16 protein-coding genes and 1 tRNA gene are annotated in these 18958 nt (G+C 64.4%); 6 read left to right on the plus strand and 11 right to left on the minus strand.

The window, feature by feature from the left end; all coding sequences use genetic code 11:
- Positions 1-36: 36 nt before the first annotated feature.
- Genes pcnB through hda form a run of 3 tightly spaced genes read right to left on the minus strand, consistent with a single transcriptional unit; the run spans position 37 to position 3132 of the window.
- Positions 37-1626 carry a polynucleotide adenylyltransferase PcnB gene (gene pcnB, locus NCR39_RS01980; RefSeq protein ID WP_250450404.1) on the minus strand — a complete coding sequence of 530 codons (1590 nt, stop codon included), beginning with the start codon at positions 1624-1626 and terminating at the stop codon, positions 37-39.
- A complete protein-coding gene (locus tag NCR39_RS01985) occupies positions 1619-2305 on the minus strand; it encodes a histidinol-phosphatase (RefSeq protein ID WP_250450406.1) in 687 nt (228 codons plus the stop codon). Before NCR39_RS01985 ends, pcnB begins: the two co-directional genes overlap by 8 nt.
- Before the next feature lie 11 nt (positions 2306-2316).
- A complete protein-coding gene (gene hda / locus NCR39_RS01990; RefSeq protein WP_250450408.1) occupies positions 2317-3132 on the minus strand; it encodes a DnaA regulatory inactivator Hda in 816 nt (271 codons plus the stop codon).
- Positions 3133-3377: 245 nt separating this feature from the next.
- Between hda and purM the strand changes: the two genes are divergently transcribed.
- Positions 3378-4433, plus strand: a complete 1056-nt coding sequence (purM, locus tag NCR39_RS01995) for a phosphoribosylformylglycinamidine cyclo-ligase (RefSeq protein WP_250450410.1) — start codon at positions 3378-3380, stop codon at positions 4431-4433.
- A 648-nt stretch (positions 4434-5081) separates the two neighbouring features.
- Here the strand turns inward: purM and miaA are convergent.
- Positions 5082-6065 (minus strand): tRNA (adenosine(37)-N6)-dimethylallyltransferase MiaA, encoded by a 984-nt coding sequence (gene miaA, locus NCR39_RS02000; protein WP_250450412.1) that lies wholly within the window; start codon positions 6063-6065, stop codon positions 5082-5084.
- Positions 6062-7999: a DNA mismatch repair endonuclease MutL gene (gene mutL / locus NCR39_RS02005; RefSeq protein WP_250450413.1), complete on the minus strand. Its 1938-nt coding sequence runs from the start codon at positions 7997-7999 to the stop codon at positions 6062-6064. The genes miaA and mutL overlap by 4 nt, the downstream gene beginning before the upstream one ends.
- Before the next feature lie 189 nt (positions 8000-8188).
- Between mutL and NCR39_RS02010 the strand changes: the two genes are divergently transcribed.
- Positions 8189-8848 carry a VTT domain-containing protein gene (locus NCR39_RS02010; RefSeq protein ID WP_250450414.1) on the plus strand — a complete coding sequence of 220 codons (660 nt, stop codon included), beginning with the start codon at positions 8189-8191 and terminating at the stop codon, positions 8846-8848.
- A gap of 58 nt (positions 8849-8906) precedes the next feature.
- Here the strand turns inward: NCR39_RS02010 and NCR39_RS02015 are convergent, their stop codons facing one another.
- Positions 8907-9158, minus strand: coding sequence for a GlsB/YeaQ/YmgE family stress response membrane protein (locus NCR39_RS02015; protein WP_250451438.1), 252 nt, complete (start codon positions 9156-9158; stop codon positions 8907-8909).
- Positions 9159-9647: 489 nt separating this feature from the next.
- Between NCR39_RS02015 and NCR39_RS02020 the strand changes: the two genes are divergently transcribed.
- Positions 9648-10541 carry a peptidoglycan DD-metalloendopeptidase family protein gene (locus NCR39_RS02020; protein ID WP_250450415.1) on the plus strand — a complete coding sequence of 298 codons (894 nt, stop codon included), beginning with the start codon at positions 9648-9650 and terminating at the stop codon, positions 10539-10541.
- A gap of 19 nt (positions 10542-10560) precedes the next feature.
- A complete protein-coding gene (gene bamE, locus NCR39_RS02025; protein WP_250450416.1) occupies positions 10561-11112 on the plus strand; it encodes an outer membrane protein assembly factor BamE domain-containing protein in 552 nt (183 codons plus the stop codon).
- 339 nt (positions 11113-11451) lie between these two features.
- Here the strand turns inward: bamE and NCR39_RS02030 are convergent, their stop codons facing one another.
- The 5 genes from NCR39_RS02030 to NCR39_RS02050 all read right to left on the minus strand — a co-directional run bounded on the left by NCR39_RS02030 (position 11452) and on the right by NCR39_RS02050 (position 16303).
- Positions 11452-11664, minus strand: a complete 213-nt coding sequence (locus NCR39_RS02030) for a hypothetical protein (protein ID WP_250450417.1) — start codon at positions 11662-11664, stop codon at positions 11452-11454.
- A 222-nt stretch (positions 11665-11886) separates the two neighbouring features.
- Positions 11887-11963, minus strand: a tRNA-Met gene (locus NCR39_RS02035).
- A 95-nt stretch (positions 11964-12058) separates the two neighbouring features.
- Positions 12059-13717, minus strand: coding sequence for an MFS transporter (locus tag NCR39_RS02040; RefSeq protein WP_250450418.1), 1659 nt, complete (start codon positions 13715-13717; stop codon positions 12059-12061).
- A gap of 236 nt (positions 13718-13953) precedes the next feature.
- Positions 13954-15558 carry a sensor histidine kinase gene (locus NCR39_RS02045; RefSeq protein ID WP_250450419.1) on the minus strand — a complete coding sequence of 535 codons (1605 nt, stop codon included), beginning with the start codon at positions 15556-15558 and terminating at the stop codon, positions 13954-13956.
- A gap of 13 nt (positions 15559-15571) precedes the next feature.
- Complete coding sequence (locus tag NCR39_RS02050; protein WP_250450421.1) at positions 15572-16303, minus strand: response regulator transcription factor; 732 nt, start codon at positions 16301-16303, stop codon at positions 15572-15574.
- Positions 16304-16558: 255 nt separating this feature from the next.
- Between NCR39_RS02050 and recA the strand changes: the two genes are divergently transcribed.
- Both recA and recX read left to right on the plus strand, forming a co-directional pair.
- A complete protein-coding gene (gene recA, locus NCR39_RS02055) occupies positions 16559-17629 on the plus strand; it encodes a recombinase RecA (protein WP_040051648.1) in 1071 nt (356 codons plus the stop codon).
- A gap of 381 nt (positions 17630-18010) precedes the next feature.
- On the plus strand, positions 18011-18943 hold the full coding sequence (gene recX, locus NCR39_RS02060; RefSeq protein ID WP_250450423.1) for a recombination regulator RecX: 933 nt from the start codon (positions 18011-18013) through the stop codon (positions 18941-18943).
- The last annotated feature ends 15 nt before the right edge of the window (positions 18944-18958 follow it).

The raw sequence follows: 18958 nt of genomic DNA on the forward strand, positions 1-18958 counted from the left end.
GCAAACCTTTATCCGCTACTGTAGCGAAAACCGGCTTTACTCGTTGTCCGCGCCTTCGCCCTTTCCGCTGGTTCGTTCGACACTGCTTTCGTCCGATTCCCGCGATTCGCTCACGACGCCTTGTTCGCCAGTCTCGGTGGCCTTGCGCTTCGCATTGCTGCGACGGCGGCGCTTCTTCGGCGCGCTGCGCTCCTTGCCGCCTTGCGTGAGCAGGGCTTCGCGCCCGGCGTGGTCGCCGTCCACGAAGTCGGTCCACCATTGTCCGACTTCCGCGTCGAGTTCGCCCGATTCGCAACGCAGCAGCAGGAAATCATAACCCGCGCGGAATCTTTGGTGTTCCAGCAGCTTCAGCGCGCTGCGGCCGCGCTTTTCCAGCCGATGCTGCAAGCCCCAGATTTCGCGCATGTCCGCCGAATAGCGCTTGTGGATGGCGAGCTTCTCGGTCTGCATTTCGAGGACATCGTCCATCGCGCGATGCAGCGCCGGCACCGGATATTCACCCGCCGCCGTGTACTTCTGCCAGCGCGTCTGCACGTCGTGCCAGAGCAGCGTCGCGAAGAGAAAGCTCGGCGAAACGGGCTTGCCCGCGCGCACGCGTTCATCCGTGCTCGTGAGCGCGAGCGTGACGAATTTCTCGCCGTGCGGCTGTTCGAGCACGACATCGAGCAAAGGCAGCACGCCGTGATGCAGCCCTTCCTGACGCAGCCGCGTGAGGCAAGCGAGCGCGTGGCCGGACAACAGCAGCTTCAGCATCTCGTCGAAGAGACGCGCGGCCGGCACGTTGTTCATGAGGTCCGCGAGTTCCTTGATCGGCGCGCGCGTGGCTTCGTCGATCTCGAAGCCGAGCTTCGCGGCGAAACGCACGACGCGCAGCATCCGCACCGGATCTTCGCGATAACGCGTGGCCGGATCGCCGATCATGCGCAAGAGACGCGCGCGGATGTCGGCCATGCCGTCGTGATAGTCCAGCACCGTTTGCGTGGCCGGATCGTAATACATCGCGTTGATCGTGAAATCGCGGCGCGTGGCGTCTTCGTGCTGCTCGCCCCAGACGTTGTCGCGCAGCACGCGGCCGGATGCATCGACGGCGTGCGTGCGGCCGTCCAACTCGCCGCGCTTCAGGCGCCGCGGCGGTTCCGCCGACGGCTCGGGCGGCGCGTCCATCAGCGCGCGGAACGTCGATGTCTCGATGATCTCCTGCCCGAACTGCACGTGCACGATCTGAAAGCGCCGTCCGATGATGCGCGCACGCCGGAAGAGGCGCTGCACTTCGTCGGGCGTGCCGTCGGTGGCGACGTCGAAATCCTTCGGCGCGACGCCGAGCAACAGGTCGCGCACCGCGCCGCCGACGATGAACGCGCGATGCCCGGCCTGCTGCAGGCCTTCGGTGACGCGCACCGCGTTCTTCGAGATCAGCGACGGATCGATGCCGTGAATCTCCGACGACAGGATCACCGGCACGCTCGGGTCGCGCCTGACGGGCGCTGCGGCCTTCTTGCGCGGAACGCGAACGGTTTTGCGGGCGGGTTTCGCTTCTGCCGATGCGGTTGCCGTGTCGTTCGAAGCGCTTTCCTGGGATTCGGCGCTCTCTTGTCCGAACAGCTTGCGGATGAGTTTTTTAATCACGTGTATCGAAGAGGTTCAGGATGCGCCAGCCTTTGGCATGCGCGTGCGCGCGCAGGGTGTCGTCGGGATTCGTGGCGATCGGGTCGGTGACGCGCTCGAGCAGCGGAATGTCGTTGTGGGAATCGCTATAGAAATAGCTGTGCTTGAAGTCGCCGATCTTCTTGCCGAGCGACGCGAGCCATTCCTCGACGCGCACGATCTTGCCTTCGCGATAACTCGGCGTGCCGCGCGGCCGGCCGGTGAGCGCGCCGTGCGGATGATCGTCGACGGTTTCCACTTCGCACGCGATCAGCGTTTCGATGCCGAAGGCTTCCGCGATCGGCGCGGTGATGAACGCGTTCGTCGCGGTCACGAGGCAGCAGAGATCGCCATTGTCCTGATGCTCGCGCACGAGCGTGACCGCGGCCGGCACGATATGCGGATTGATGACCTCGTGCATGAACTGCGCGTGCCAGTCGGCGAGCTGTTCGCGGGAATATTTCGAAAGCGGCGCGAGCATGGCGTGCAGATACGCGTTGATGTCGAGCACGCCGGCTTTGTAATCGGCGTAGAAGGCGTCGTTCTGACGCGCGAATTCGGTCGGATCGACGATGCCGAGCTTCACCATGAAGCGGCCCCATTCGTGGTCGCTGTCGGTGGGGAGAAGCGTGTGATCGAGATCAAAAAGGGCGAGGTTCATGGGGACGCATTCTACTTGAAGCGGCTGGGGTCGTTGTCCGGCGCGGCGGGCGTGGCGTCGGTGTCGTCCGGCGACGCGTTCGGGCCGTCATCCGGCGATGCCTGCGGCGATTCCGGCGCAACCGCGACGAGCGGCGGCACGCGCCCGGTTTGCGCGAGCATCGTGCGAAGAAGCGAGCGCGTGACCGCGCGTTTCTGTTCGAGCGAGAAGCGGTCGAGGTCGTCGAAAAGCGCCATCAGGCTCGGCATGTCGCGTCGAAAATGCGTGAGCAGATAAGCCGGAACGTCTTCCGCCAGCACGATGCCGCGCTCGCGCGCCGCGTGCTTCAGCACCGATGCCTTCGCTTCGTCGGAGAGCGGCAGCAGATGGAACACGAGGCCCCAGCCGAGCCGCGTGCGCAGGTCTTCGCGCACGGCGAGCGTCATCGGCGCGGCGTTGCCGGTGGCGACGAGCGCGCTCGTCGGATGCGCGCGCACTTCGTTGAAGAGATTGAAGAGCGCGATCTGCTGCGGGGCGGAAAGGCGGTCGCAGTCGTCGACGGCGTACAGCGCGACTTCCGGGTCGAAGCCGAACGCGTTCAGCGCGCTTTGCGGGCTGAGATAGCGCGCGCGGCCGCTCGCTTCGTAGACGAGCGCGTGCAGCAGATGACTGCGCCCGCTGCCCGGCTCGCCCCACACATAGAACGAGCGATCCGCGACCGGGCCGGCCGCGAGCGCGCCTTCGAGTGCGCGCAGCCGCGTGACCAGTTCGTCGTTGCTGGCGGCGTGAAAATTGTCGAAGGTGGCGGGCGGCGGCGTGCCGAGGTCGAGCGTCAGTTGGCGTTGCACGGGGGAATGGATGTCGTCGGGCGGGATCGAATGAGCTGGCGTTTTCTCGAAATAGCGGTGGCGCGCGGCGCCGATGCGCGCGCGGCCGTTCGCCGTATTCGTTCGCGGATTTCGGCGTGGCGCGTCGCGCGACAGGCGCGATCTCGAAAAGGGCGCCGCCGCGCTGCCGGAAAACCAGCCGGCCGATCGTCGCCGGGTCATCATCGGGTAAAATCGCATTTTACCGACCTTCTTGCTCTCCCCCCATGAATCAACCGAAATCCGCCTCTGACGCCCAAGGTCTGTCCTATCGCGATGCGGGCGTGGACATCGACGCGGGCGATGCGCTCGTCGACCGTATCAAGCCGTTTGCCAAGAAGACTATGCGCGACGGCGTGCTGGGCGGTATCGGCGGATTCGGCGCGCTTTTCGAAGTGCCGAAGAAGTATAAGGAGCCGGTGCTCGTGTCGGGCACGGACGGCGTCGGCACCAAGCTGCGTCTCGCTTTCACGCTGAACCGGCATGACACGGTCGGCCAGGATCTCGTCGCGATGAGCGTGAACGACATTCTCGTGCAGGGCGCCGAGCCGCTCTTTTTCCTGGATTATTTCGCGTGCGGCAAGCTGGATGTCGATACGGCGGCGGACGTCGTGAAGGGCATCGCGCAGGGTTGCGAGTATGCGGGTTGCGCGCTGATCGGCGGCGAGACGGCGGAAATGCCGGGCATGTATCCGGACGGCGAATACGACCTCGCGGGCTTCGCGGTGGGCGCGGTGGAGAAGAGCAAGATCATCGACGGCAGCACGATCGCTCCGGGCGATGTGGTGCTGGGCTTGGCGTCGAGCGGCATTCATTCGAATGGTTATTCGCTGGTGCGCAAGATTATCGAGCGCGCGAATCCGGATCTGGACGCGGACTTCGACGGCCGTTCGCTTGCCGACGCGCTGATGGCGCCGACGCGCATTTACGTGAAGCCGCTGCTTTCCGCGATGCAGAGCGTCACGGTGAAGGGCATGGCGCATATCACGGGCGGCGGGCTTGTCGAGAATATTCCGCGCGTGCTGCGCGAGGGGCTGACGGCGGAGCTGGATCATCGCGCGTGGCCGCTGCCGCCGCTGTTCGCGTGGCTGCAGAAGCACGGCGGCGTGGCGGATGCGGAGATGCATCGCGTGTTCAATTGCGGGATCGGGATGGCGGTGATCGTCGCGGCCGAGGACGCCGATGCGGCGATCGGACTGTTGTCTGCTGCTGGCGAGCAGGTTTGGAAGATTGGCGTCGTGAGGGAGAGTCGCCAAGGGGAGGCGCAAACGGTCGTCGTTTGAGGGCCCTTTTGGCATCGGGCCTGCGAAGGCTTCTTTTTTGTTGTTGAACTTGTTTTCGCGTCGGTCTATTAGCACGCCCCTCCCCGGGGCGGGGGTCACTTTCTTTGCTGCTGCAAAGAAAGTAACCAAAGAAAGCAGCTTCTTGGCCCGAAGCACTGACTGTCGGGCCACTCCGTAGAAAAACGTTGGCACTCAGCTTGAAACAACCCTGAATCACCTTCCGCGCCCACTGAGCGCCACGTCCTCCGAGCCCCTCGGCTCGTTAACACCAGTGGGGCGCAACGCGTCACTGGAAAATATCCTCAACGCGAAAGCCGAATCTTTTGTCGCGCGGTGCGAGGGGAGCGCTCGCGTTTCCGTCAAGTCGCGAGGCTTGTCGTTGTTGGCCGTTGAGTATTTTGTTCGCGTGGGGCGTTGTGTCCGTGTGGTTTTGTCGAGCCCGGGGGCTCGCGTGGCGTGGCGCTCAGCGGGCGCGGAAGGTGATTCAAGGCTGTTTATAAGCTGAGTGCCAATCTGGTTCTACGGAGTGCTCCTGATTCTCGACTGCGGGCGAAAAGCTGCTTTCTTTGGTTACTTTCTTTGCAGCAGCAAAGAAAGTGACCCCCGCCCCGGGGAGGGGCGAGCAAATAGACCGACGCGAAAACAAGTTCACCGAGAATCAGAGCCAGAACCAGAACCGAAGCCCGAGCCCTGTGCGGCTCCAAGCACCACATCGACCACCCGCCGGATCGCATCCGGCGCACAACAATCGACGATAACCCGCTCCGGCATTCCCCGCAGCCACGTCAACTGCCGCTTGCACAACTGCCGCGTCGCGAAAATGCCCTTGTCGCGCATTTCGTCGTAGCGCGTCGCGCCATCCAGATACTCCCACGCTTGCCGATAGCCCACGCAACGCATCGACGGCATCGACAAATCGAGGTCGCCGCGCGCACGCAAGCGCTTCACTTCGTCGATGAATCCGCTCGCCAGCATCGCATCGAAGCGCGCCGCGATACGCGCGTGCAGCACCGCGCGATCCGACGGCTCCAGCGCAATCGGCACGAAACGATACGGCGTTTCATCGCCCGATGCGCGCGGCGCGGCAAGCAGCGCGGACATCGGCTGGCCGCTCAGCATGAAAATCTCGAGCGCGCGCTGGATGCGCTGCGAATCGTTCGGCGCGAGACGCGCAGCCGTTTCAGAATCGACTGATGCAAGCCGCGCATGCAGCGCCGGCCAGCCTTCGCGCGCGGCGTCGGCATCGAGCGCGGCGCGGATGTCGGCGTCGGCGGTCGGCAAATCGTTCAGGCCCTGCGTGAGCGCCTTGTAATAGAGCATCGTCCCGCCGACGAGAAGCGGCACGTGTCCCCGCGCGATGATCTCGCCCACGAGCCGCAGCGCGTCCGCACGAAACTGCGCGGCGGAATACGACTCGGCCGGATCGATGATGTCGATCAAATGATGCGCCGCCGCCGCGCGCTCTTGCGCGCTGGGCTTCGCGGTGCCGATGTCCATCTCGCGATAAACCAGCGCCGAATCCACGCTGATGATCTCGACCGGCCGGCTCGACGCCGCCGCGAACGCAAGCGCGGCAGCGGTTTTCCCGGACGCCGTCGGGCCGAGCAGACAGGCTATCGACTGGACACTCATTGTCCGCGCATGAAAAGGCGGTCGAGGTCCGCGAGCGTGAGCTGATACCACGTCGGGCGGCCGTGATTGCACTGATCGGCGCGCTCGGTGGCTTCCATCTGGCGCAAAAGCGCGTTCATTTCATCGAGCGTGAGCCGCCGATTCGCGCGCACCGCGTGATGACACGCGAGCGTGCCGAGCAACTCATGCTGACGCTCGGTGAGCACGCGCGATCCGCCATACGCGTGAAGATCCGCGAGCACGGCGCGCGCGAGCGCTTGCAAATCCGCGTCCTTCAAGAGCGCAGGCACCGCACGGATCGCGATGGATGTCGGCGACAGCACCGCCAGATCGAAGCCGAGCGCATCGAGCGTCTCGCGCTCTTCATCGACGATGCCGATTTCCACCGCATCCGCCGTCATCGATACCGGAATCAAGAGCGGCTGCACCGCGATCTCGCGATCGGTCAGCGCGTGCTTGAACTGCTCGTAGAGAATGCGCTCGTGCGCCGCGTGCATGTCGACGATCACGAGTCCGCGCGCGTTCTGCGCGAGCACGTAAATGCCGTGAATCTGACCGACGGCGAAGCCGAGCGGCTGATCGTCCGAAACGGGCGTGGCGGCGTACACGGGCGCAACGTCGCTGGCCCAGGCTTCCGACGCGGGCGTCGTCGCAGTCGCCGCGCTCGCGTCCTTTCGCCCGAACAGCGCGTCATAAAGCGCGAGCGGCTGCGCGACCGGCAACGTGCCTTGCGTCATGCGCGACTGGCGCATCCAGGTCGTGCCGTTTTCGCTCTTCAATTGCAACGCGTCCGGCGCGCTCGCGAACGGCTTCGCGCTGAACGACGACTCGCCAGTCGGCGTGAGTTGCGCCGCGTGGCCGCCCGACGTCGTTTCCGGCGACGCGCCCGCGTGCCGCGCCAGCGCACGCTGAACGGCATGGAACACGTACTGATGGATCGAGCGGGAATCGCGGAAACGCACTTCGATTTTCGACGGATGCACGTTCACATCCACCGATTCCGGCGGCAAGTCGAGAAACAGCACGTAAGCGGGATAGCGATTGCCGTGCAGCACGTCTTCATACGCGGCGCGCACGGCGTGCGTGAGCAGCTTGTCACGCACGAAGCGGCCGTTCACGAAGAAATATTGCTGATCGGCGCGGCCGCGGCTCGCGGTCGGCAGGCCCGCGCATCCGTAGACGGCGAGCGGTCCGGCGCGTTCGTCGAGCGGCAGATGCGACGTCTCGAAGACTTCGCCCAGAATCTTTGCGACGCGCGTCTGCGGATCGCTCGCGTTCCAGTGCTCGATCGCCTTGCCGTTATGCATCACCGAAATCGCGACGTCCGGCCGCGCGAGCGCCATGCGCCGAATCACGTCGAGGCAATGGCCGAGCTCGGTCTGCTCGCTCTTCAGAAATTTGCGGCGCGCCGGCGTGCTGAAATACAGCTCGCGGACTTCCATCGTCGTGCCGACCGTACCCGCAGCAGGCGTGATGGCGCCCGTCTGCGCGTCGATGCGCGTGGCGTGCGGGCAGCTTTCCGTGCGGCTCGTGATGAACATCTCGGCCACCGATGCGATCGACGCGATCGCCTCGCCGCGAAACCCGAGCGTGGCGACGGCTTCGAGATCGGCGAGCGAACGGATCTTGCTCGTCGCGTGACGCATCAGCGCGAGCGGAAGTTCGTTCGGCGGAATGCCGCAGCCGTCGTCGGCGATCACGATGCGTTTCACGCCGCCTTCATCGAGCGTGATGCGCAACGTGCGCGCGCCGGCATCGAGCGCATTCTCCAGCAGTTCCTTGACCACCGATGCAGGCCGCTCGACCACTTCGCCGGCGGCGATCTGGCTGATGAGCTGGTCGGGCAAAGGCGCAATGGCGCGCGAACGGGGCGCGCGATCCACGGTCAAAGCGGCTGCCGAAGCGCTGTCGGAAGGTTCGTTGAAGTCGGCCATGGGCAGATTATAACGATTCGCAACCGGCTCACCGGGCGCGCTCCGGTGCGCCAGCGGGCCGCGAGATGGCGCTGGATGCTCGCTTTTTAACGGACGCAGCCGGCCACTTCGGTATCATGGCGCGACCCCATCGCTCGCTGCCGGCACACTTTGTCATCTGCCGGTAACCAATCAATTCGAGGAACGCTTTTGGACACGCTGCTGCATTTCCTGGGACTCATCCTTCACATCGACAAGTCGCTCGGCGACTTCATCAACGTCTACGGCGCGTGGGTGTATGCGGTCCTGTTTCTTATCGTGTTTTGCGAAACCGGGCTGGTCGTTTTCCCGTTTCTGCCGGGCGATTCGCTGCTGTTCATCGGCGGCGCGTTTGCCGCCACGCACGAGATGGATCTGGGCGCGCTGATCGTGCTCTTGCTGATCGCGGCTGTCGCGGGCAACACGGTGAATTACTGGATCGGGCGGGCCATCGGTCCGAAAGTGTTCGACACGAATATTCCTGTGCTCGAACGCTTTCTCGACCGCGCCGCGCTTCAAAAGACGCACAACTTCTACGAACGGCACGGCGGCAAGACCATCGTGATCGCGCGTTTCGTGCCGGTGGTGCGCACGTTCGCGCCGTTCGTCGCGGGCGCATCGGCGATGAACGCGACGCGCTTCCAACTCTTCAACGTGCTCGGCGCGGCAGTCTGGGTGCTGTTGCTCGTGCTGCTCGGCTACTTCTTCGGCAACATTCCGTTCATCCGGCAATATCTGAACGTGATCGTGCTGGTGGGTATCGGCGCGGCAATCGTGCCGGTCGCATTGGGCGCGCTGTGGAAAATGAGCCGCGGCCGCTCGAAGGTTTGACGCTTCTTTATGCAACGGGCCGGTTCGATGAAGCGGCCCGTTGCAAAGTCGATGCGCTCTATCCGCGCTTGAAGAGGCGAATGATGAAGAGCAGCACGACCGCGCCGATGACCGCCGTCAGCAAGGTGCCGAGCAGGCCGCCGCCGAGCGAGATGCCGATCTTCGTGAACAGCCAGTTGCCCACCACGCCGCCGACGATGCCGACGAGAATATCGACGATAACGCCGAAGCCCGTGCCGTTCATGATGAGGCCGGCGAGCCATCCGGCGACGCCGCCGATGATCAGACCGAGAAGGATGCCGTGATGCATGAGTTCCATGCGCTAACTCCAGGAAGTGAGGGGTGAGCAGGACGGCAGGAAGGTCCTGCTTTCGAGTTGGATGAATTTAGCCGAAAGTGCGGTGCGAAAGATGCGCAAAGTGTCAAGGATTGTCGATGCCGCGCGGCATTGGCCGATCGGCCTATGCGCAGCTTTCGCGGCGCTTCGGCAGATCGCTGCGACGGAAGCGCGGCGTAAGCCAAATGGCCGCAGTCGGCGCAGGGCGGATGGGTTCGTCGGAAATTTAGAATTCCGAATGAGGCGCGGGTCTTGCTGAAAAGTGTCTCGTTTGGTGTCCTTTGGCGAATTGGCTTCGCAATGTTTTATGCTGGCGGGTATTTGTTCTAAAGAAGCGAGGCGCGGCTGAAGGCGCGCGGTTTGCGCGTTGCAGGCTTGACCGTGTGCTCGCCGAACGGCGCACGCGGGACGATTGAAGAGCGTTGCAAGACATCAAGACAAAGCATGGGAAAGTTGAAGTCGATGCAAAAAGGACTTTTTGGGCCGCACAGTCGAGCGGTCATCGCGGGCTTGGGACTCGCGGCAGGCATGGCAACGGTGGCGGGGCTGACGGGATGTACGTCGACGCCGAGAACGCCCGCGCCGATCGTCGAGAACTCGGTGTCGGGCACGCCGCCCGTGCTGTCGAGCACGCCGAGCGGTGCGCCCGTTGCGACGGCGCCGCTCGCACCGACGGTGTCGACGCCGGTCGCGGCGGGGTTTTATCGCGTGAAGCCGGGCGACACGCTCTATGGCATCGCGCGGCTCTACAAACAGAAGCCCGCCGATCTCGCTGCCTGGAACACGCTGCCGGAGAGCAAGCAGGTCAACGTCGGGCAAGTGCTGCGAGTCGTGCCGCCGGGCGCGTCGACGTCCGGTTCGGCTTCGACTTCGGCTGCTGCTTCCAACGGTGCGAAGGAAATGCCGCCGTTGCTTCCGGCCGCGCCGGGCAAGCAGGCTGCCGAAGCGCCGGCTGAGAAGCGCGCAGAGGAACCGGCGCACGTCGCGAAGGGCACGTTCGCCTGGCCCGCGAAGGGCGAGGTCGTGCGCAAGTTCGGCGCGAGCGGGAGCAAGGGTATCGACATCGCCGGGAAAGTCGGCCAGCCGGTGAAGGCGGCGGCATCGGGGAAGGTGGTCTATGCGGGCAGCGGCTTGCGGTCGTACGGGCGCATGATCATCGTGCGGCATGGCAACGATTATCTGACCGCGTACGCGTACAACGAGAAGCTGCTCGTCCGCGAGGGCGACAACGTCAAGCAGGGCGCGACTATCGCGGATATGGGCACGGGGCCGGGCGGATCGCCGGTGCTGCATTTCGAAGTGAGAAAGGCTGGCGCCGCCGTCGATCCCGTGCCGCTGCTCGGCGCGGGCGGTTGAGTCGCGCGAGGGAAGTCAAATGAAGAAAGTCATGTTTGCCGCGATCGCGGCGGTGTCGATGCTTGCCGGTTGCGATCAGCAGCAGAGCGGGGAAGCGATGAACAAGCTCAGTTCGTTCTTCAATTCGGTGAAGCCGGACACGCTCTTGCTGAAGGATCTGAAGCCGGGCGTCACGACCGAGGCGCAGATTCGCAGCCAGATGGGCGAGCCGGAGCGGGAGCGCACGTTCACGGACGGATCGAAGCGGCTCGAATATCCGCGCGGTCCGGCGGGCACGAATACGTACATGGTGGATCTCGATCCGGACGGCCTCTTCGTCTCGGTGACGCAGGTGCTGACGGCGGAGAATTTCGCGAAGGTGCGGCCGGGCATGACCGAGGACGAAGTGCGCAGGCTGCTCGGAAAGCCGACAACCGTGGCGGAATATCGGTTGAAGCAGGAGCACGTGTGGAGCTGGCACTGGCTCGAGGACGGCGTCAATCGCGACGCCATGTTCAATGCGCACTTCGGGCCGGACGGCACTGTGGTGACGACGTCGCGTTCGGAGGCGGAAGGCGGCGGGCGGCACTGAGCGCAAGCGAGGTTTGAGGCGTTGATGCAATGAGCGATAAACACGACTGCAAGAGACACCTCGCACTGATGGACGAGGCCTGGCGCTTTCGCGAGCGGGCATCGCGGGAAGCGAACGACGAATCGTCCGCGCGATGGGAATGCGCCGGCGGTCATAGCTGGGACGCATCGCTGGATGTTGCACAGAACATCCGTTGCATGAACTGCGCGGGGTATCGGCGTGAACTCGAAACGGACCGGGCGCGCGCGTTGGCCGAAGTGCGCGGGGGGATTTTGCTATCGCAGGGTTATCTGAATGCGACGACGCCGCTTAGCTGGCAATGCGCGTACGGACATGTCTTCAACGCCCGGCTGGATGCGGCGCAGCGTCGATGGTGCGGTGAGTGTGCTCGAACGGTGTTTGCGCGGTATCGCTGATAGAAGCGCTGGCCGCGCGTGCAAAAGAAAAAGCCGGCGAATGCCGGCTTTTGAGCTTCTTTGTCGGGGCGATGGCTTGATTCGCCTTGCTACTCGCCGGGACGTTGGCAAAGACCTGCGCTGAAATCACGCCCATTCTTTACCCACGGCTCGGTCGAGCGCCGCCCTTCGTGTTTTTGGTCTCTCCTTGCGCTACTGCTGATTCCCCGGTGCGCAGGCGTAGTATCGGTTGAAAGCAATGGTATGAATGTACGGTGGCGAACGTGATTTACCAGTCTCGGACGTCGTATGTGCGTCGCGCTCGGCGCAAATACAAAAAAGCCGCTGTCCTTGCGGAACAGCGGCTTTTTCTTGAAGCTGGTGGCGAATCAGGGATTCGAACCCCGGACCTGCGGATTATGATTCCGTCGCTCTAACCGACTGAGCTAATTCGCCGAAAGAAAACGAGATTATGGTGGGGCCGGGAACGCCTGTCAACCCCTTGCACGTAATTTGTTAACAACCCGCGCAAGGGGCGCGAAACACGAGCCTCAATCCTCGTGATACACGTTCGACTTGCGCGTGTCCTTCACGAACAGCATGCCGATCACGAACGTCGCGAGCGCGATCACGATCGGATACCACAGCCCCGAGTAGATATCGCCCTTGGCCGCGACGATCGCGAACGCGGTGGCCGGCAGGAAGCCGCCGAACCAGCCATTGCCGATGTGATACGGCAACGACATCGACGTATAGCGAATGCGCGCCGGGAACATTTCCACCAGCATCGCGGCGATCGGGCCGTAGACCATCGTCACGAAGATCACGAGGATCGTCAGAATCACGATCGCCATCGGCCAGTTGATGAGCGCCGGATCCGCCTTCGCCGGATAGCCCGCGCTCTTCAGCGTGCCCGCGAGCGTCTTGTCGAACGCCGCGCCCTGCGCCTTCGCGTCGGCGGCCTTGCCGTCGTACGTGTTCACCACGGTCTCGCCGACCTTGATCTGCGCAAGCGTGCCCGCCGGCGCGGCGACGTTTTCATAGTTGAGGCCGGCCTTCGACAACGCGCCCTTCGCGATATCGCACGACGTCGTGAATTTCGACGTGCCCACCGGATTGAACTGGAACGAGCACTCGTCCGGATTCGCGATGACGACGATCGGCGACTTCTGCGTCGCGCTTTCGAGCGTCGGATTCGTGTAGTGCGCGAGCGCCTTGAACAGCGGGAAGAACGAGAGCGCGGCGATCAGGCAGCCCGCCATGATGATCGGCTTGCGCCCGATGCGGTCCGACAGCGACCCGAAGAACACGAAGAACGGCGTGCCGATGAGCAGCGCCACCGCGACCATGATGTTCGCGCTGGTGCCGTCGACCTTGAGCGTCTGCGTGAGGAAGAAGAGCGAGTAGAACTGGCCCGTGTACCACACGACCGCCTGGCCCGCCGTCAGACCGAAGAGCGCGAGCAGCACGATCTTCAGGTTCTTCCACTCGCCGAACGCTTCCGTGAGCGGCGCCTTCGACGTCTTGCCCTCGGCCTTGATGCGCTCGAACACCGGCGACTCATGCAGCTTCATGCGAATCCACACGGAAACGGCGAGCAACAGAATCGAGACGAGGAACGGAATGCGCCACGCCCACGCGCCGAATTGTTCTTCGCCGGTGATCGTGCGGACCGCGAGAATCACGATCAGCGAGATGAAGAGGCCGAGCGTCGCGGTGGTCTGAATCCACGCGGTCCATGCGCCGCGCTTGTTCGATGGCGCGTGCTCCGCGACGTACGTCGCCGCGCCGCCATACTCGCCGCCGAGCGCGAGGCCCTGCAGCAGCCGCATCGCGATGAAGATGACCGGCGCCGCGATGCCGATCGTCGCGTAACCGGGCAGGAAGCCGATCAGGAACGTCGACAGGCCCATGATGACGATCGTCACGAGGAACGTGTACTTGCGCCCGACCATGTCGCCGAGCCGCCCGAACACGATCGCGCCGAACGGGCGCACCGCGAAGCCCGCCGCGAAGCCGAGCAGCGTGAAGATGAAGCCGGCCGTCGGATTGACGCCCGAGAAGAACGTCTTGCTGATGTAGATCGCCAGCGACCCGGCGAGATAGAAGTCGTACCACTCGAACACCGTCCCGAGCGACGAAGCGAAGATGACTTTCTTCTCCTCCGCCGTCATCGGCGCGTGTGAAACGCGCCCTTCGATCGTAGCCATGAATCGTCTCCTGTTGATTGCGTGTGATGTTCGATTCCATCCGAAGCGCGCGGCGGCGCCGGTGCAAAGATTATTGGAACGAAAACTTACGGCGTTCTGACGCGGAGAAGCATCGGGTAAAAGCGTGGCTAACGGTGAAATCGAGCGAATGTGCGTGCAATCGCGAAGAACGCGTCTCAATTAGCGCGCATCGTCGCGCTTCTGCCCGGGAAGCGAGTGTCGCGCGGTGAGAGCGCTCAGGGTTTGTCCTTGGCAGGAAAAACCCGCTGTAGGCTGACGCGCACGAGTGTCCCGGCGAGGCGCGGCGATTCCTGATAGACGTGATCCTCGATGGAAAGCGTGCCGCCGTGCATCGCCGCGATCTCCTTGACGATGGCGAGACCCAGTCCGCTGCCGTCGCCCTCGCGCCCGAGAATGCGATAGAACCGCTCGACCACGCGCTCCCGCTCGGCCGGCGGAATGCCGAGGCCGGTGTCTTCGACTTCGAGATGCACGAGATCGAGGTCGTGCTCGTCGGTCCGAACGCGCACGGTGATGCGTCCGCCGGGCGGCGTGTAGCGGATCGCGTTGTCGATCAGATTCGACAGCATCTCCCGCAGCATCACCACGTTGCCTTCCACTTCGACGGGAAACGGCGGCTCTTCAAAGCCGATGTCCATGCGCTTCGCGAGCGCCGCCTGCACCCAGTCGCGCACGGCGAGCCGCGCGAGCGCCGTCAGTTCGACGCACGAAAAAATCTGCCCCGTCGCGCGATTCTCCGCACGCGCCAGCGCGAGCAACTGCGTGACGAGCCGCGCCGCGTGCTCCGAACTCGTCGCGATCTGTTCGAGCGAGCGCTGCACTTCCGTCGATACGTCCTGACGCAGCGCGAACTCCGCCTGCATGCGCAGCCCGGCGAGCGGCGTTTTCATCTGATGCGCGGCATCGGCGATAAAGCGCTTCTGAAACTCCATGTTCTGTTCGAGCCGCGTGAGCAGATCGTTGAACGACGTGACGAGCGGCGCGATTTCCGGCGGCGCGCGGCCCGCTTCGAGCGGCGAGAGATCGTCGGGGCGGCGCGTGCGCATGTTCGACTGCAACGCATGCAGCGGCGCGAGCCCGCGCGAAAGCCCGAACCACACGAGCACGATCGCGAGCGGCAGGATCACGAACTGCGGCAGGATCACGCCCTTGATGATGTCGTTGGCGAGCTGGCTGCGCTTGTCGAGCGTCTCGGCGACCTGCACGAGCACCGGCTGCGTGCTTCCGGGATCGCGTCCCGGCGCGAGTCCCGGCAAATCGACGGTCGTATACGCCACGCGAATGTCGTTGCCGCGCAGCACGTCGTCCCGAAATTCGACGATGCCCGGCTGCGGCCGGTCGTCCTCGTGCGGCAGCGGCATGTCGCGGTCGCCGCCGACGAGTTCGCCGCGCGTGCCGAGCACCTGGAAAAACACGCTGTCGACGTTGTCGGCGCGCAGGAAATCGCGCGTGGCATCGGGCAGCCGCAATTCCGCCACGCCGTTGACCGGCTGGATCTGGCGCGCGAGCACGTAGGCGTCGGCTTCGAGCGCGCGGTCGAACGGCCCGTTCGCGATCGACTTCGCGACGAGATACGTCACCGCGATGCTCATCGGCCAGAGCAGCAGCAGCGGCGCGAGCATCCAGTCGAGAATCTCGCCGAAGAGCGAGCGCGGGTGCGCCTGCGTGTCCGGCTCCAGCTCCTCGGGCGGCGCGAACGGATTCGCGTAGCGGGCGTCGCGCTGGGCGTCGGAGTCGGCGGCCGGGTCGGTTGCGGACGCTGCCGCCGTTGCAGGCGATGGCGGCGCGCCGGAGCGCTCGGTGGAAACGGGCGACGCCATGCGCGGCTTGGCTTTAGTGATGACTGGCGGAAGCCGGATCGCCCGCCGGCGCGGCCGATGCTTTCGCGTCCGGCGCGCTCGCGACCTTCTCGAGCGTATAGCCGAGTCCGCGCACGGTGATGATCCGCGCGCCGCTCGGCTCGATCTTCTTGCGCAGCCGATGCACGTAGACTTCGATCGCGTTGTTGCTGACCTCTTCGCCCCACTCGCACAGATGATTGACGAGCTGCTCCTTCGACACGAGCCGCCCGATGCGCTGCAGCAGCACTTCGAGCACGCCGAGTTCGCGCGCCGACAGGTCGATGACCTGATCCGCGATATGCGCGATGCGCCCGACCTGATCGAACGACAGCGATCCGTGCCGGACGACCGTCGGTCCGCCGCCCGCGCCGCGCCGGGTCAGCGCCCGCACGCGCGCTTCGAGTTCGTTGAGCGCGAAGGGCTTGGCCATATAGTCGTCCGCGCCGAGATCGAGGCCCTTCACGCGCTCGTCGACGCTGTCGGCGGCGGTCAGGATCAGCACGGGCATCTGCGAATTGCGCGCGCGCAGGCGGCGCAGCACTTCGAGCCCGGACATGAGCGGCAGGCCGAGATCGAGGATGAGCAGGTCGAAGGATTGCAGCGAGAGGGCGGTGTCGGCCTCGACGCCATGCTTGACATGGTCAACGGCGTATCCCGATTGGCGGAGTGATCGAACGAGACCGTCCGCGAGTATGCTGTCGTCTTCGGCAATGAGGATTCGCATCGTCGTGTGCCTGATGCGCGGGGCGCATCGCATTGCCGGCACCGCATTTCGCCCGGCGCGGCGGTCTCCAGGGTGTTTTGCGGTTTTTGCACGGTTCGCGCGAAGTGGAAAAATACCACGCCGCAACGATCGGGCTTGCAAAAACTACTGTTTTTTTATACAGTGTCTGCGTTAGTGCGAAAAGCGGAGCGGAGTGCCACTTCGAGCCTGCGCGCACGCGTCTCAGACGCCGTTCATCATAGCAAAGGACGATTCATGGAAGAAAGCAAGAAAGGCCCGGCTGGAATGACTGCGGAGAAGAGCAAGGCGTTGGCCGCCGCGCTTTCGCAGATCGAAAAGCAATTCGGCAAAGGGTCGATCATGCGGCTCGGCGCAGGTGAGGCGGTCGAAGACATTCAGGTGGTCTCCACCGGCTCGCTCGGACTGGACATCGCGCTCGGCGTCGGCGGTTTGCCGCGCGGCCGCGTGGTGGAAATCTACGGTCCGGAATCGTCGGGCAAGACCACGCTCACGCTGCAAGTGATTGCCGAGATGCAGAAACTCGGCGGCACGGCGGCGTTCATCGACGCGGAGCACGCGCTCGACGTCCAATACGCGGGCAAGCTCGGCGTGAACGTGCCGGAACTGCTGATCTCGCAGCCGGACACGGGCGAGCAGGCGCTGGAAATCGCGGACGCGCTGGTGCGCTCCGGTTCCATCGACATGATCGTCATCGACTCGGTCGCGGCGCTCGTGCCGAAGGCGGAAATCGAAGGCGAAATGGGCGACTCGCTGCCCGGCCTGCAAGCGCGTCTCATGTCGCAGGCGCTGCGCAAGCTCACCGGCACGATCAAGCGCACGAACTGCCTCGTGATCTTCATCAACCAGATCCGCATGAAGATCGGCGTGATGTTCGGCAACCCCGAAACCACCACGGGCGGTAACGCGCTGAAGTTCTATTCGTCGGTGCGCCTGGACATTCGCCGTATCGGTTCGATCAAGAAGAACGACGAAGTGATCGGCAACGAAACGCGCGTGAAGGTGGTGAAGAACAAGGTGTCGCCGCCGTTCCGCGAAGCCATCTTCGACATTCTGTACGGCGAAGGCATTTCGCGTCAGGGCGAGATCATCGACCTCGGCGTGCAAGCGAAGCTGGTGGACAAGGCAGGCGCCTGGTACAGCTACAAGGGCGATCGCATCGGTCAGGGCAAGGACAACGCGCGCGAATTCCTGCGCGAGAATCCTGACATTGCGCGCGAGATCGAAAACAAGATCCGCGAATCGCTGGGTGTGGCTGCGCTGGCTGATGCTGTGGCCACGGGCGCAGCCGTGTCGGACGACGAATAAGCGTCCGATAATCACCCGATATCGCCGATGCTCAAGCGCCGGTTCGGATCGAAGGCAGGCAACGCTGATTTCGGGCGGTGCCGCGCGGGCGATTCGGACCGTTCGCGCGAGGACGATGATGCGCGCGAAGTCGGTCAGCCGGAGCAAGGCGCGGAGGCCGTCGACCGCTACGAGCGGAGCAGCGAGCGTCGGGACGCATCGCCCCGGCGCGGCGGGTTTCGCAAAAGCAGTCAATCACGCGCCGACGCGAAGTCATTCGCGCCGGCGCGTCGCGCTTTTAAGGCGGCGGACGAGGGCGGCGCGCTTTCGGACGCGGGGCAAATCGGTGGCGTCGAGCCATCGCCGCTACAGCAGCAGTCGCCGGCCCGCAAAGAGCGTCGCATGCAGGGTGCTCAACCGATCGCGCGTCGGCAAGCGGATCACGCTCCGACGCAAGCCGTCGAACCGGATCGCGCTGCACGGCTCGATCGGGCGCGCACGCTTTTGCAGCAAGCCACCGCGCGAATCGCCAGCCAGCCGCGTTCGGAAACGCCGTCAACGCCCGGCACCGCTCGTATCGACGATTCATTCCACGAAGCCGATCCCTTCGAGCCATTCGAACAATGCGCGCCATCCAGCTCGCCTGAAGCGCAGAGCGATTCCGTCCGCAGCCGTCCGGCTCGGCGTCAACGCAAAGCGCCGAGCAATCGACAACAACCGCAACGCTCCTCGGGCGACGCCTCGTTCGAAGACGCCGATCCTTTCGAGCAGTGCGTTCCACTCGACACGCCGGAAGCTGACCCGGACTCCGTCTACAGCCGCTCGAGCCAGCGCCAGCGCAAAACCACCGACACCAACAATCCGCGACGCCCGCAGCACTCGCTCAAAGGCCGCGCGTTGGGCTACCTTTCGCGCCGCGAATACAGCCGCGCGGAGTTGTCGCGCAAGCTGCGGCCGTACGTCGAAGAAGCCAATTCGCTCGAAACTCTGCTCGACGGTCTCGAACGCGAGGGCTGGCTGTCCAACGAGCGCTTCGTCGAAAGCGTGGTGCATCGGCGGGCGGCGCTCATGGGCGGCAGCCGCATCATCAGCGAACTGAAGCGGCATGCGGTCGGCGACGCGCTCATCGGCGAAACAGCCGGGAAGCTCGCGCAGACGGAAACGGCGCGCGCCCAGGCGGTCTGGCAAAAGAAATACGGCGTGCTGCCCGAGACGGCCGCCGAGCGCGCGAAACAGGCGCGCTTCCTTGCCGCGCGTGGTTTTTCCGGCAGCACCATCGGGAAGATTCTCAAAGGCGGCGACGAAGACTGCGCGGACGAATTCATCGACGACTGAGCCGCTCACCGGCAT

Source organism: Caballeronia sp. ATUFL_M2_KS44, assembly GCF_023630965.1.
In the GTDB taxonomy this organism is placed as follows: domain Bacteria; phylum Pseudomonadota; class Gammaproteobacteria; order Burkholderiales; family Burkholderiaceae; genus Caballeronia; species Caballeronia concitans.